The sequence below is a fragment of the Pseudomonas sp. LBUM1662 genome (assembly GCF_059695915.1).
This window is the reverse complement of the sequence record NZ_CP166793.1, coordinates 4,887,647-4,901,283: the sequence shown is the minus strand read 5'-3', so window position 1 is coordinate 4,901,283 and position 13,637 is coordinate 4,887,647. Positions and strand designations below refer to the sequence as shown.

Genomic DNA, 13,637 nt, shown 5'->3' with positions numbered 1-13,637 from the left:
TCACTGCACTGCAATCTGCTGCCCCTATGATCGGTCGCCTGGTGGTGGTCGGCCTGGGGTTGATCGGCGGTTCGTTTGCCAAGGGTTTGCGTGAAAGTGGCCTGTGCCGCGAAGTGGTCGGGGTCGATCTAGACCCTCAATCGCGCAAGCTCGCGGTTGAGCTGGGTGTGGTGGACCGTTGCGAAGAAGACCTGGCGGTTGCTTGCCAGGGCGCGGACGTGATCCAGCTCGCCGTACCGATCCTCGCCATGGAAAAAATGCTTGGCCGATTGGCTGGCATGGACCTGGGGCAAGCGATTCTGACCGACGTCGGCAGTGCCAAAGGCAATGTCGTGCGCGCCGCGACCGAAGCGTTTGGCGGCATGCCGTCGCGTTTCGTGCCGGGGCATCCGATTGCCGGTTCCGAGCAGAGCGGGGTGGAAGCCTCCAATGCCGAGCTGTTCCGTCGCCATAAAGTGATTTTGACGCCGCTGGATCAAACCGATCCGGCCGCGCTGGCCGTGGTCGACCGTTTGTGGCGTGAATTGGGTGCCGATGTCGAGCACATGCAGGTCGAGCGTCACGACGAAGTGTTGGCGGCGACCAGCCATTTGCCGCACTTGTTGGCGTTCGGTCTGGTCGATTCACTGGCCAAGCGCAATGAAAACCTTGAGATCTTCCGTTACGCTGCCGGCGGTTTCCGCGATTTCACAAGAATCGCGGGGAGCGACCCGGTCATGTGGCACGACATCTTCCTCGCGAACCGCGAAGCTGTCCTGCGCACACTCGACACATTTCGCAGCGATCTCGACGCCTTGCGCGACGCGGTCGATGCAGGGGATGGGCACCAATTGTTGGGCGTGTTCACACGCGCCCGGGTTGCCCGCGAACATTTCAGTAAAATCCTGGCCCGCCGGGCTTATGTGGACGCTATGAACTCCAACGACCTGATTTTCCTGGCACAACCTGGTGGCCGCCTGACTGGGCGGATTCGTGTACCGGGCGATAAATCGATTTCCCACCGTTCGATCATGCTCGGCTCCCTGGCCGAAGGCGTCACCGAAGTCGAAGGCTTCCTCGAGGGCGAAGACGCCCTGGCGACCTTGCAAGCCTTCCGCGACATGGGCGTGGTGATCGAAGGTCCGCACCACGGTCGCGTGACCATTCACGGCGTCGGCCTGCATGGCCTGAAACCAGCACCGGGCCCGATCTATCTGGGCAACTCGGGCACCTCGATGCGTCTGCTGTCGGGCCTGCTGGCTGCGCAGGACTTCGATAGCACGCTCACTGGCGATGCGTCGCTGTCCAAGCGTCCGATGAATCGCGTGGCCAATCCGCTGCGTGAAATGGGCGCCGTGATCGAGACCGCGGCTGAAGGTCGTCCACCGATGACCATCCGTGGCGGCAACAAGCTCAAAGGCCTGACTTACACCATGCCGATGGCCAGTGCCCAGGTTAAATCCTGCCTGCTGCTGGCCGGCTTGTACGCCGAAGGCAAGACCACGGTCACCGAGCCAGCTCCGACCCGCGATCACACCGAACGCATGCTGCGTGGCTTCGGCTACCCGGTCAGTGTCAACGGTGCTACCGCTTCGGTCGAATCCGGGCACAAGCTGACCGCTACCCATATTGAAGTGCCGGGCGATATTTCCTCGTCCGCGTTCTTCCTGGTGGCTGCGTCAATCGCCGAAGGATCGGAGCTGGTGCTTGAGCACGTTGGCATCAACCCGACCCGTACTGGTGTGATCGATATTCTGCGCCTGATGGGCGCTGACATCACCCTGGAAAACCAGCGTGAAGTTGGCGGCGAACCGGTGGCTGACCTGCGCGTGCGTGCAGCTAAACTCAAGGGTATCGAGATTCCGGAAGCGCTGGTTCCACTGGCGATCGACGAATTCCCGGTGCTGTTCGTGGCGGCGGCCTGTGCCGAAGGGCGCACTATCCTGCGCGGCGCTGAAGAGCTGCGGGTCAAGGAATCGGACCGGATCCAGGTCATGGCCGATGGCCTGCTGGCGCTGGGCGTCAAATGCGAACCGACCCCGGACGGCATCATCATCGACGGCGGCCTGATTGGCGGCGGCGAAGTGCACGGGCATGGCGATCACCGCATTGCCATGGCCTTCAGCGTGGCTTCGCTGCGCGCTACGGCACCGATTCGCATCCATGACTGTGCCAACGTCGCAACCTCATTCCCGAACTTCCTCGCGCTGTGTGCGCAGGTCGGCATCCGTGTTGCACAAGAGGCTCAGTCGTGAATATCAAGCCGCCGGTCATCACCATCGACGGACCTAGCGGTTCGGGCAAGGGCACTATTGCCGGAATTCTGGCCAAGCGCCTGGGTTGGTGCCTGCTGGATTCCGGTGCGCTCTATCGTCTGCTGGCTTTCGCCGCGCGCAATCATGGCGTCGATCTGACCAATGAGGAGTCGCTGAAACTGCTGGCCGCTCATCTGGACGTGCAGTTCGTCGGCGCGACCGAAGGTCATCCGCAGCGAATCATCCTTGAAGGTGACGATGTCACTGATGATTTGCGCAACGAACAGGTGGGTGCCTGGGCTTCCCAGGTGGCTGCCTTGCCGGCCGTCCGCGATGCTCTGCTTCAGCGCCAGCGTGCTTTTCAGGAGCCGCCGGGGTTGGTCGCCGATGGTCGTGACATGGGCACGGTGGTTTTCCCGGACGCGCCGCTGAAGATTTTCCTCACTGCCAGTGCCGAGGAGCGTGCGCGCCGTCGATACTTGCAGTTGAAGGGCAAAGTCGATGGTGTTAGTCTGTCGAGTCTGCTAGATGAGATACGTGCCCGCGATGAGCGTGACACCCAGCGAGCGGTAGCCCCGCTCAAGCCGGCGGCTGACGCCATACAGCTGGATTCCACGGAATTATCCATCGATCAGGTGCTGGAACGCATCATGAGCGAGATCGCCATTCGCGATATCGCCGGGTGACCAAGAAGGCCGCAGGGGACCAGTCATAGTCCTGTGGCGCTTCTTCTAAATGAAACTAACCCACACCGTCTGGGGTGTGGAGATGGGCGTATTCTTCGCCCTCATTCACAGGAATTAAAATGAGCGAAAGCTTTGCGGAACTCTTTGAAGAAAGCCTAAAAACCCTGAACCTTCAGGCAGGCTCCATCATCACCGGTGTTATCGTTGATATCGATTACCAAGCTCGCTGGGTAACCGTTCACGCTGGCCTGAAGTCTGAAGCACTCATCCCGCTTGAGCAGTTCTACAACGATGCTGGCGAACTGACTATCAACGTCGGTGACGAAGTTCACGTTGCTCTGGACTCGGTTGAAGACGGCTTTGGTGAAACCAAGCTGTCCCGTGAAAAAGCCAAGCGCGCTGAATGCTGGATTGTTCTGGAAGCAGCCTTCGCAGCCGAAGAAGTGGTCAAGGGCGTTATCAACGGTAAGGTTAAAGGCGGCTTCACTGTCGACGTTAACGGCATCCGTGCGTTCCTGCCAGGTTCTCTGGTTGACGTCCGTCCAGTGCGCGACACCACGCACTTGGAAGGCAAAGAGCTGGAATTCAAGGTCATCAAACTCGACCAGAAACGCAACAACGTTGTCGTTTCCCGTCGCAGCGTCCTCGAAGCCGAGAACTCCGCCGAGCGTGAAGCTCTGCTGGAATCCCTGCAGGAAGGCCAACAAGTCAAAGGTATCGTCAAGAACCTCACCGATTACGGCGCATTCGTCGATCTGGGTGGCGTCGATGGCCTGCTGCACATTACCGACATGGCTTGGAAACGTATCAAGCATCCTTCCGAAATCGTCAACGTTGGCGACGAGATCGATGTCAAGGTTCTGAAATACGATCGCGAGCGCAATCGTGTTTCCCTGGGCCTGAAGCAGCTGGGCGAAGATCCATGGGTTGCTATCAAAGCCCGTTACCCAGAAAGCACCCGCGTTACCGCTCGTGTAACCAACCTGACCGACTACGGCTGCTTCGCTGAGCTGGAAGAAGGCGTTGAAGGCCTGGTACACGTTTCCGAAATGGACTGGACCAACAAGAACATCCACCCTTCGAAAGTCGTACAAGTCGGCGACGAAGTGGAAGTTATGGTTCTGGACATCGACGAAGAGCGTCGTCGTATCTCCCTCGGCATCAAGCAGTGCAAATCTAACCCATGGGAAGATTTCTCTGGCCAGTTCAACAAGGGCGATAAAATCTCCGGCACCATCAAGTCGATCACCGATTTCGGTATCTTCATTGGTCTGGACGGCGGCATCGACGGTCTGGTTCACCTGTCCGACATCTCCTGGAACGAAGTGGGCGAAGAAGCCGTTCGCCGCTTCAAGAAGGGCGACGAGCTGGACACCGTTATCCTGTCGGTTGACCCAGAGCGCGAGCGCATCTCCCTGGGTATCAAGCAACTGGAAAGCGATCCGTTCTCCGAGTACGTTCAAGAGAACGACAAAGGCGCAATCGTTAAAGGCATCGTGAAAGAAGTTGACGCTAAAGGCGCCATCATCACTCTGGCCGACGATATCGAAGCGACTCTGAAAGCCTCCGAAATCAGCCGTGACCGCGTTGAAGACGCGCGTAACGTTCTGAAAGAAGGCCAGGAAGTAGAAGCCAAGATCATCAGCGTTGACCGCAAGAGCCGTGTAATCCAGCTCTCCATCAAGTCGAAAGACGATGCTGAAGAGAAAGAAGCCATCCAAAGCTTGAAAGACAAGCCTTCGGATAGCATCGCTGCTGGTCCTACCACTCTGGGCGACCTGTTGCGTGCACAAATGGAAAAACAGAACTAAGTTCTGTCAGACCATAGAAAAAGGGCGACTTCGGTCGCTCTTTTTTGTGCCCGGGATTTGGTAAGCCTGTCGATGGGATCATGCCGGGTTGTCGACCGTTGAAACCAATGTCCCTTCTGAGCTGTCTCTTTCTTTAATCGGATCAATCGCTTATTTGCAGCTAGTCTTTAGCTCAAGCGAACGAACGCCGGGCAGGGTGCCTGCCATAAGGAAGTGAATGAACAAGCTCATTGTCGCAATGGCGGTATTGGCACTGACGGGTTGTGGCACGAATGCCAAGACCCATGCTGTGCGCGGAGTCAGTGGCGTAGAGATAGATTGTTCAGGGTTGGGTTCTGGATGGGAGAAGTGTCGTAAGCGCGCGGACAAAGAATGCAAGGCTGCCGGTTACAAGGTTATAGCAAGGTCCGATGATGCCAAGGATGAGGATGAATTTCCTTTCGGTTTTAATCCCGCAGGTTATCTGACGCGCACCATGCTGGTTATCTGTCGATGAGGCTGTTCGGTGTTGAAGTTTGCTGAAGTCAGGAAGGGCATTGCTGGTAAATATATGTGAAACCCTGGGCTGTTCAAATTCCTCCGGGCATGCTAAAACCTTTGAAGCGCTTTTCCTAGCTGCTTGAAAAAGAAGGGAAAAATATGACGAAGTCGGAGTTGATCGAACGAATTGTCACCCATCAAGGGCTGCTCTCATCCAAGGATGTAGAGCTGGCCATCAAGACCATGCTCGAGCAAATGTCTCAATGCCTGGCCACCGGCGATCGTATCGAGATCCGTGGTTTTGGCAGCTTTTCACTGCACTATCGTGCGCCGCGGGTTGGTCGTAATCCGAAGACGGGTCAGTCGGTTAGCCTCGATGGCAAGTTTGTTCCTCATTTCAAGCCGGGCAAGGAATTGCGCGACAGGGTCAATGAGGAAGAGGAGGAAGGCCTTGACCTTCACAGCTAAAGGAGTGATGCATGCGTAACCTCAAGCGGGTGCTCCTCAGTATAGTTGTCCTGTTGTTGATTCTGGCAGTGCTGGCTTTTGTGCTTGAAAATCAGCAGTCGGTTTCGCTGCTGTTCCTTGGCTGGTCAGGTCCGCAATTACCCGTGTCGCTGGTCTTGGTTATTGCACTGCTATTCGGCATGTTGATTGGGCCGATTCTAGGTTGGCTTCTCCGGCGGGCGTCAAGATCCTCTCGCAAGCATCTTGTTTGATCGCGAAATGAATAAGATGTATCTCGAATTGCTTCACAGCTTGTCTATATCCATTAGTAAAAGCGTCATTAAGCTGTAAAATGCTGCGCTTATCCGATAATGGCACGTTCCTGCGTCGGGTCAGACTGGTTCTGTCAGAAGCCTCAGCTTAGGTGACGGCTTTTGCATTCATGGATTAGACAGCGCTCGGTTTGGTGGCCCTGTCAGCAACTCAAAGGGTGTAGTTTCGCGTGAAAATTCTAGTAACCGGCGGTGCCGGGTTCATCGGCTCGGCAGTCATCCGTCATATCATCTCCAACACTGCCGACTCCGTCGTTAACGTCGATAAGCTGACGTACGCCGGTAACCTTGAGTCATTGGCCGAAGTTAGCCAGAACTCACGCTATGTGTTCGAGCGCGTTGATATCTGCGATCGTGATGAAATCGACCGTGTTCTGCGTGAGCACCAACCAGATGCCATCATGCACCTGGCCGCAGAGTCCCACGTTGACCGCTCGATTTCCGGCCCATCTGAATTTATCCAGACGAACATCATTGGCACTTACACCCTGTTGGAAGCAGCACGTCACTACTGGGTTGCACTGGAAGATGGGCGCAAAGCCAACTTCCGCTTCCACCATATTTCTACTGATGAAGTCTATGGGGATCTTGAAGGCCCGGAAGACCTCTTCACCGAAACCACCCCCTATCAGCCAAGCTCACCGTACTCAGCGAGCAAGGCCAGCTCTGATCACCTCGTTCGCTCCTGGAGCCGTACCTACGGCTTGCCAACCTTGGTGACCAACTGCTCAAACAACTATGGCCCGTGCCACTTCCCTGAGAAGCTGATCCCGCTGATCATCCTCAATGCGCTGGAAGGCAAGCCGCTGCCAGTTTACGGTAAAGGCAACCAGGTTCGCGATTGGCTCTATGTTGAAGACCATGCCCGTGCTTTGTACAAAGTTGTGACCGAGGGTGTTATCGGCGAGACGTACAACATCGGTGGCCATAACGAAAAGCAAAACATTGAAGTCGTGCACACACTTTGCGCATTGCTCGACGAATTGCGCCCGGACTCTGCCCATCGTCCGCACGCCAGCCTGATCACCTATGTCCAGGATCGCCCGGGCCACGACCAGCGTTACGCAATCGATGCCAGCAAAATTCAACGCGAGCTGGGCTGGACGCCGGAAGAAACATTTGAAACCGGTATTCGCAAGACTGTCGAGTGGTACCTCTCCAACACCGAATGGGTAGCTCATGTGAAAAGCGGCAGCTACCAGCAGTGGATCGACCAGAATTACGCGGATCGTTCTTCGAGCAAGGCATGAAGATCCTACTGCTGGGGAAAAATGGCCAGGTAGGCTGGGAGTTACAGCGCTCCTTGGCACCGCTTGGCGATTTGATTGCGCTGGATCGTCATAGCGTTGATGGTTTGTGCGGCGATTTATCTGAACCCGATGCACTGCGCGCAACAATTCGCCAAGTCAAACCTGACGTTATCGTCAACGCTGCGGCTTACACGGCTGTCGATAAAGCAGAGTCCGAAACCGAGCTGGCGGACCGTGTGAACAGTCTAGCCAGTCAAGTTTTGGCCGAGGAAGCCGCTAACCTGGACGCATGGTTGATCCATTATTCGACCGACTACGTATTCAACGGTCAGGGTTCACTGCCTTGGCAAGAATCCGACTCGGTCGCGCCAGTGAATCACTACGGTGCCAGCAAGCTCTCAGGTGAGCGGGCGATCACTGCGTCTGGATGCAAGCACCTGATTTTTCGCACTAGTTGGGTGTACGGCAGTCGTGGTAACAATTTTGCCAAGACCATGCTGCGTCTGGCCAAGGATCGCGAAACCCTGAGCATCATCTCCGACCAGGTTGGAGCGCCGACTGGGGCAGATCTGATTGCCGACGTGACGTCGTTGGCCATTCGGCAAGTACTTAAGAGTCCGGAACTGGCAGGGGTGTATCACCTGGCCGCCGGAGGCGAAGTATCATGGTATGACTATGCCTGCCATGTGATCGAATTTGCGCAGGCCAGTGGCGAACAACTTGCGGTGAACGCAATCAATCCGATCGAAACAGCCGCTTATCCAACACCTGCACGCCGACCTCTGAATTCGCGTTTGAATACTCAGAAGCTGCGCAACAATTTTTCTCTACACTTACCGGATTGGCGAAGTGGTGTAACCCGAATGCTTAGGGAAGTTCTAAATAAATGACCAAGACAAATCGTAAAGGCATCATCCTCGCTGGTGGCTCGGGCACGCGGTTGCATCCATTGACCCTTGGTGTCTCCAAACAGATGCTACCGATCTACGACAAGCCGATGATCTTTTATCCGCTATCAGTGCTGATGCTCGCAGGTATGCGAGAGATATTGATCATTTCCACTCCCGAAGACTTGCCTTGTTTTCGCAAATTGCTGGGTGATGGCAGCCTGTACGGCATTAAGCTGACCTATGCGGAACAGCCTAGCCCGGATGGCTTGGCGCAGGCGTTTATCATTGGTGAAGAGTTCATCGGCGATGACCCTTGCTGTCTGATCCTGGGCGACAATATTTTCTACGGTCAGCACTTCTCAGACAACTTGCGTTCCGCGACGACTCAAAAGGAAGGCGCAACGGTATTTGGTTATCACGTTTCTGATCCTGAGCGATTCGGTGTCGTTGAATTCGATGCCTCGGGACGTGCTCTGAGTATTGAAGAAAAGCCGGTAAAGCCTAAATCCAATTACGCGGTAACCGGACTGTATTTCTACGATAACGATGTGGTTGAAATCGCTAAGAACATTAAGCCTTCAGATCGGGGCGAGCTGGAAATCACCGATGTCAATCGGGCCTATCTGGAACGCAAGACACTGAGCGTGGAAATGCTGGGGCGCGGTTTTGCCTGGCTCGACACTGGTACGCATAATTCCCTCCTGGAAGCGAGTCACTTCGTTCACACCATCGAGCAGCGCCAAGGCTTGAAAGTGGCTTGCCTGGAAGAAATTGCATTCAATAATGGTTGGATAGACTCAGCCCAGCTGAAGATTCAAGCCGATAAATTAGCAAAAACTGGATATGGGCAGTATTTGCAAAAAATGCTGGATGAGGGGCGTCACTCGTGAGGCTCCTTCAAACTTCTTTGCCTGACATAGCTATTCTAGAGCCTGCGATTTATGAAGATTCGCAGGGGGGGGCTATGCAGAGTTTTGATGAACCTGCATTCCACAAAGCCCTTAAAGAGGCCGGTTTTCCAGTACCGCGGCCTCTAATCCAGGATACCCATTTTTGTTCAAAGAAGGGTGTGCTTCGAGGCCTGCGTTATCAGCTTCCTCCCCGTGCTCAAGGCAATTTGATCAGGGTAGTCAATGGTTCAGCTTATGTGGTGGCCGTCGATGTGCGTCACGATTCGCTGACATTCGGAAAATGGGTTGGCATTGAGCTGGACGCTGTTAGTCAGCACATGTTGTGGATTCCCGAGGGCTTCGCACACGGCTTTTTTGCATTAGAGGACAATACTAATTTTTTCTGTAAGACAACTAATGGTCACCATAAGGAGTCTGAGAGAAACATCAGGTGGAATGACCCTGATATAGGCATAGACTGGCCCGGGTTTATAGAAAAAACCGTTAGTGCTGAAGATGAAGTTGCGCCTCTCTTGAAAAACAGTGAGCCGCACTCGGAGTTTCTTCAGGGCACTACCGAATTAAAGGACTTGAAAGTAATCGGTGATAATCGCGGAAGTTTGATTGCCCTCGAACAAGGCTTGAACATTCCTTTTGCGATTAAGCGTGTTTATTATATATACGATACTCTCTCTGATGTAAGTCGTGGTTTTCACGCGCATCGACGTCTAGAGCAGATGGCAATTTGTGTATCTGGAAGTTGTAATATTGTCATTGATGATGGTGCCACCAGGCAGCAAGTAAGACTGGAATCGGCGAGTAAGGCCTTGATCATCCGTAATATGATATGGCGTGAAATGCATGAGTTTAGTGACGATTGCGTTCTTCTTGTTTTGGCCAGTGAGTATTATGATGAGTCCGATTATATTCGGGATTATGACCAATTCATTAAGGAGGTGAGTTGTGGAAAAAAATAAAAAATTGGTAATCGTCGGGGCAGGCGAATTGGCAATGATCGCCTATGAATATTTCACATATGATTCTGCTTACGAAGTTTGCGGCTTCGCTGTGGAGCGAGATTATATCGAAAGCGCTACGCTCTATGACTTGCCTATCGTCCCCTTGGAGGATGTGCAACAGCAATATCCTCCTTCCGAGTTTGAAGTGTTTGTGGCGATTCCCGCGTCACAACTCAATCGCTTGAGAACACGTTTGTATCAGAGCGTTAAAGAGAAAGGCTATACCTGCGCCACCTATATCAGCTCACGTGCATTCGTATGGCGGAATGCGGAAGTAGGGGAGAATTGTTTTATATTTGAAAATAATACTGTGCAACCTTTCGTTAAGATTGGAAATAACGTAATTCTCTGGAGTGGTAACCATATCGGTCACCGCTCGGTGATTGAGGATAACTGCTTTATTTCCTCGCATGTGGTTGTTTCGGGCTACTGTACAATCGGGGAATCTTGCTTTTTAGGTGTGAACTCTACGCTTAATGATCATGTGACGGTTGCTCGGGACTGTATTGTCGCTTCCGGTTCATTAGTATCGAAAGACCTGAAAGAACCTGAGCGTATTTATTATGGTTCTCCAGCAAAAGAACTACCCAAAAAAAGTTCACTCAGCGTTAAATTGTAGAGGAAGGCGTCATGAAGTGGAACAAGCTAGGTCATGTCTTTTCTCCAGTCGGAACTAACGATTGGAAGAAAAATTCTGCGCTGACGCCTACACCGATTCTACTGAACGATGATGTAATCCGTGTGTATGCAGGGTTCAGGGATGAAGAGGGTATTAGTAGAATTGGTTACGTGGACGTCGATGCGCAAGACCCGACTAAAGTCCTCAAGGTTTCTGAAGTTCCAGTTTTGGACCGGGGGAGAGACGGGTGCTTTGATGACAATGGCGTTATTCTAGGTGACATCGTTAGATGTGGTAACGTCCTGCGGATGTACTATGTTGGTTTTCAAATAGTTAAGCGCGCAAAATTTCTAGCATTTACAGGGTTGGCAGAAAGCACTGATGGCGGAGAGACATTTTCGCGTGTTTCTGAAGTACCTGTCATGGACAGGGCTGAAGCCGGAACAACAATCCGAGCGATCCATTCTGTTCTGTTCGAGGACGGTGTCTGGAAAGTATGGTATGCGGTGGGTGACTCTTGGACATTAATTAATGGCAACCACTACCCAGACTACAATATTTGGTACACAGAGTCGGTCGACGGTCGGATATTTAACCGGGAAGAGCTGTTGTGTATAGACGTGGAAGGAGATGAATATCGGATAGGGCGGCCCTCGGTATACAAAGTAAAAGACAAGTATTATATGTTTTATACTAAGGGCGGCACATCCGGCAGCGATTATTTTCCAGGTGTGGCCGTGTCCAGCGATGGAAAACAATGGGAGCGTCGTGATTCAAGTTTTGGATTGACACTTTCTGACAGTGGCTTCGACTCTGTACATCTTTGCTACCCAAGATTAGTCGCAGCTGGAGAAAAGACGTTCTGTTTTTATAATGGAAATAACATGGGAGCAGAGGGATTTGGTGTGGCGGAGTTGTTGGAATGGTAGTTTGCGAGTTTTATTCGGCTGCCAAAAAAAATGAGTGGGATAGTTTTGTTGTAGACTCCAAAACTCCAATGTTTCTATTTAAAAGAGACTTTATGGAGTACCACTCGGATCGATTTATTGATGCCTCATTGATGATTTATGAGGAAGAAGTTCTGGTCGCTGTGTTACCTGCGTCTCGTAACGAAGATGTATTGGTCAGCCACGGTGGCTTGACATACGGCGGCTTGGTTCTGTCTCAAAAGGTAAAGGCTGAAACTGTCCTAGAAAGCGTTGAGGCTTTGATGCTTTTTGCTAGGTCTCACGGGTTTAACAAGATTTTATACAAGGCTACTCCTTACATATTTTCAATTCATGGAGCACAAGAAGACCTCTATTCTTTATCTAGGGTCGGAGCTGAAATCGTTCGTAGGGATTTGTCGAGCATAATTTTCCTGGATCGGCGATTGAAGCTTTCCAAAGGCAGAAAGTGGCTTATTGCTCGAGCAAAAAAGAATAATTTAGTTGTGACTGACTCCAATGACTGGGCCGAATTTATTGGTTTGCTCAATGGTGTATTGGAGAAGCATGGGGCCGTGGCAGTTCATACGCCACAGGAACTTGAGTTATTATCATCTCATTTTCCTGAAAACATATCTCTCAGAATCGTGAAGTCTGAAGGACAGTTGCTAGCTGCGACCTTGCTTTTTAAATTTGGTACTGTCGTCCATACTCAGTATCTAGCGACAAACTCCGAAGGCAAAGAAGTGGGGGCGTTAGATTATCTTATTGAGAGCTGTATTCAAGAAAGTCAAGACGGCGGATTTAAGTATTTTAGTTTCGGGGTGTCTACTGAGGATGGTGGGAAATACATCAACTCCGGTCTGCTTGCTCAAAAAGAAAGTTTTGGTGCCCGTGGTATGGCAATTGATTTTTACGAGATTAAACTAAATGATTAATTTTCTTGATTTGAAAAAAGTAAATCAGGCCTACGCTGTTGAATTGAAAGAAGCCTGCGCAAGAGTTATTGACTCTGGTTGGTATATTGGTGGTCAAGAACTATCAAAGTTTGAGCAGGAATTTGCGGCCTATTGTGGTTCGCAGCATTGTGTTGGCGTTGCCAATGGTCTGGATGCTTTGAGTCTGACCCTCAGAGCCTGGAAGGAAATGGGTAAGCTGGCAGACGGCGACGAGGTTATTGTTCCTGCCAATACTTATATTGCCAGTATTCTGGCGATCACGGAAAATGGCTTGGTGCCAGTTCTCGTTGAGCCCGATGAGCATAGCTTCAATTTGTCACCTCAACTGGCAGAGCGCGCGATAACCAATCGGACTAAAGTCATACTGGCGGTACACTTGTACGGCCAACTGGCAGACATGCCGTCGCTGTGCGCGCTGGCAAAGAAATACAATCTATTGGTGTTGGAAGATTCGGCTCAGGCGCACGGTGCCAGCATTGAAGGCCGCAAGGCTGGTACTTGGGGAGATGCTTCAGGATTCAGCTTTTATCCAGGTAAAAACCTGGGGGCTCTCGGTGACGCAGGGGCTGTCACAACCGACGACGATGAACTGGCGTCTGTTGTTCGTGCACTAGGCAACTACGGAAGCTATAAGAAGTATGAGAATCAATACAGGGGCGTGAACAGTCGGTTGGACGAAATTCAAGCGGCAATGTTGAGAGTTAAATTGCGTCATCTGGATCGTGAAATAAGCGTGAGGAAAGCACTGGCTAATCAATATATTGCCAACATTGATAACGCTCTGATTCAGGTTCCATCGCTCGCGCTCCAAGAACAACATGTATGGCATTTGTTTGTTGTGCGTAGCGAAAGGCGTGATGAGTTGAAAAGCTATCTGCACGCCCATGGTATTGAAACGTTGATTCACTATCCTATTCCGCCACACAAGCAAAACGCTTACAGGGCATTGGCTTCGGAGCATCATCCTGTAACGGAAGCCATACACCGGACAGTATTAAGCTTGCCATTAAGTCCAGTCACTTCTGCTGCTGAAGTCAGTATGGTAATCGAACGTTTGAACGCCTTTTCTTAATTCGTTGTGTTTTGGCTTGGCC

The 13,637-nt window shown here is 52.1% G+C and carries 14 protein-coding genes; all 14 read left to right on the top strand.

All coding sequences use genetic code 11. The features are described 5' to 3' along the window. The first annotated feature begins 26 nt into the window (after positions 1-26). Positions 27-2,234 carry a bifunctional prephenate dehydrogenase/3-phosphoshikimate 1-carboxyvinyltransferase gene (locus ACA049_RS22125; protein WP_497336942.1) on the top strand — a complete coding sequence of 736 codons (2,208 nt, stop codon included), beginning with the start codon at positions 27-29 and terminating at the stop codon, positions 2,232-2,234. After that, a complete protein-coding gene (cmk, locus tag ACA049_RS22120; protein WP_497329850.1) occupies positions 2,231-2,920 on the top strand; it encodes a (d)CMP kinase in 690 nt (229 codons plus the stop codon). Before ACA049_RS22125 ends, cmk begins: the two co-directional genes overlap by 4 nt. Before the next feature lie 119 nt (positions 2,921-3,039). Further along, positions 3,040-4,731 carry a 30S ribosomal protein S1 gene (gene rpsA, locus ACA049_RS22115; protein WP_008148721.1) on the top strand — a complete coding sequence of 564 codons (1,692 nt, stop codon included), beginning with the start codon at positions 3,040-3,042 and terminating at the stop codon, positions 4,729-4,731. A 217-nt stretch (positions 4,732-4,948) separates the two neighbouring features. Next, positions 4,949-5,227: a hypothetical protein gene (locus ACA049_RS22110; protein WP_010461678.1), complete on the top strand. Its 279-nt coding sequence runs from the start codon at positions 4,949-4,951 to the stop codon at positions 5,225-5,227. Between the two features lie 143 nt (positions 5,228-5,370). Then, positions 5,371-5,679 carry an integration host factor subunit beta gene (ihfB, locus tag ACA049_RS22105; RefSeq protein WP_311098855.1) on the top strand — a complete coding sequence of 103 codons (309 nt, stop codon included), beginning with the start codon at positions 5,371-5,373 and terminating at the stop codon, positions 5,677-5,679. Positions 5,680-5,690: 11 nt separating this feature from the next. Beyond that, the gene (locus tag ACA049_RS22100) at positions 5,691-5,930 is read left to right on the top strand and encodes a lipopolysaccharide assembly protein LapA domain-containing protein (RefSeq protein WP_497329848.1); all 240 of its coding nucleotides are present in this window, start codon (positions 5,691-5,693) and stop codon (positions 5,928-5,930) included. 230 nt (positions 5,931-6,160) lie between these two features. After that, positions 6,161-7,240 (top strand): dTDP-glucose 4,6-dehydratase, encoded by a 1,080-nt coding sequence (rfbB, locus tag ACA049_RS22095; RefSeq protein WP_497329846.1) that lies wholly within the window; start codon positions 6,161-6,163, stop codon positions 7,238-7,240. Further along, positions 7,237-8,130: a dTDP-4-dehydrorhamnose reductase gene (rfbD, locus tag ACA049_RS22090; protein WP_497329844.1), complete on the top strand. Its 894-nt coding sequence runs from the start codon at positions 7,237-7,239 to the stop codon at positions 8,128-8,130. The genes rfbB and rfbD overlap by 4 nt, the downstream gene beginning before the upstream one ends. Then, entirely contained in the window at positions 8,127-9,020 is an 894-nt protein-coding gene (gene rfbA, locus ACA049_RS22085; RefSeq protein ID WP_497329842.1) for a glucose-1-phosphate thymidylyltransferase RfbA, read from the top strand. The genes rfbD and rfbA overlap by 4 nt, the downstream gene beginning before the upstream one ends. Next, entirely contained in the window at positions 9,017-9,997 is a 981-nt protein-coding gene (rfbC, locus tag ACA049_RS22080) for a dTDP-4-dehydrorhamnose 3,5-epimerase (RefSeq protein ID WP_497329840.1), read from the top strand. The genes rfbA and rfbC overlap by 4 nt, the downstream gene beginning before the upstream one ends. Then, positions 9,984-10,658, top strand: a complete 675-nt coding sequence (locus tag ACA049_RS22075; RefSeq protein ID WP_497329838.1) for an acetyltransferase — start codon at positions 9,984-9,986, stop codon at positions 10,656-10,658. The genes rfbC and ACA049_RS22075 overlap by 14 nt, the downstream gene beginning before the upstream one ends. An 11-nt stretch (positions 10,659-10,669) precedes the next feature. Beyond that, positions 10,670-11,587 carry a hypothetical protein gene (locus ACA049_RS22070; RefSeq protein ID WP_497329836.1) on the top strand — a complete coding sequence of 306 codons (918 nt, stop codon included), beginning with the start codon at positions 10,670-10,672 and terminating at the stop codon, positions 11,585-11,587. Next, complete coding sequence (locus ACA049_RS22065) at positions 11,581-12,522, top strand: GNAT family N-acetyltransferase (RefSeq protein WP_497329834.1); 942 nt, start codon at positions 11,581-11,583, stop codon at positions 12,520-12,522. The genes ACA049_RS22070 and ACA049_RS22065 overlap by 7 nt, the downstream gene beginning before the upstream one ends. Beyond that, positions 12,515-13,615, top strand: a complete 1,101-nt coding sequence (locus ACA049_RS22060; protein WP_497329832.1) for a DegT/DnrJ/EryC1/StrS family aminotransferase — start codon at positions 12,515-12,517, stop codon at positions 13,613-13,615. The genes ACA049_RS22065 and ACA049_RS22060 overlap by 8 nt, the downstream gene beginning before the upstream one ends. The last annotated feature ends 22 nt before the right edge of the window (positions 13,616-13,637 follow it).

What these genes read in the sequence shown, in the direction of transcription:
- ACA049_RS22125 (WP_497336942.1), top strand. Translation starts at nt 27, where the DNA reads ATGATCGGTCGCCTGGTGGTGGTCGGCCTGGGGTTGATCGGCGGTTCG.
- rpsA (WP_008148721.1), top strand. Translation starts at nt 3,040, where the DNA reads ATGAGCGAAAGCTTTGCGGAACTCTTTGAAGAAAGCCTAAAAACCCTG.
- ACA049_RS22110 (WP_010461678.1), top strand. Translation starts at nt 4,949, where the DNA reads ATGAACAAGCTCATTGTCGCAATGGCGGTATTGGCACTGACGGGTTGT.
- ihfB (WP_311098855.1), top strand. Translation starts at nt 5,371, where the DNA reads ATGACGAAGTCGGAGTTGATCGAACGAATTGTCACCCATCAAGGGCTG.
- ACA049_RS22100 (WP_497329848.1), top strand. Translation starts at nt 5,691, where the DNA reads ATGCGTAACCTCAAGCGGGTGCTCCTCAGTATAGTTGTCCTGTTGTTG.
- rfbD (WP_497329844.1), top strand. Translation starts at nt 7,237, where the DNA reads ATGAAGATCCTACTGCTGGGGAAAAATGGCCAGGTAGGCTGGGAGTTA.
- rfbA (WP_497329842.1), top strand. Translation starts at nt 8,127, where the DNA reads ATGACCAAGACAAATCGTAAAGGCATCATCCTCGCTGGTGGCTCGGGC.
- ACA049_RS22070 (WP_497329836.1), top strand. Translation starts at nt 10,670, where the DNA reads ATGAAGTGGAACAAGCTAGGTCATGTCTTTTCTCCAGTCGGAACTAAC.
- ACA049_RS22065 (WP_497329834.1), top strand. Translation starts at nt 11,581, where the DNA reads ATGGTAGTTTGCGAGTTTTATTCGGCTGCCAAAAAAAATGAGTGGGAT.
- ACA049_RS22060 (WP_497329832.1), top strand. Translation starts at nt 12,515, where the DNA reads ATGATTAATTTTCTTGATTTGAAAAAAGTAAATCAGGCCTACGCTGTT.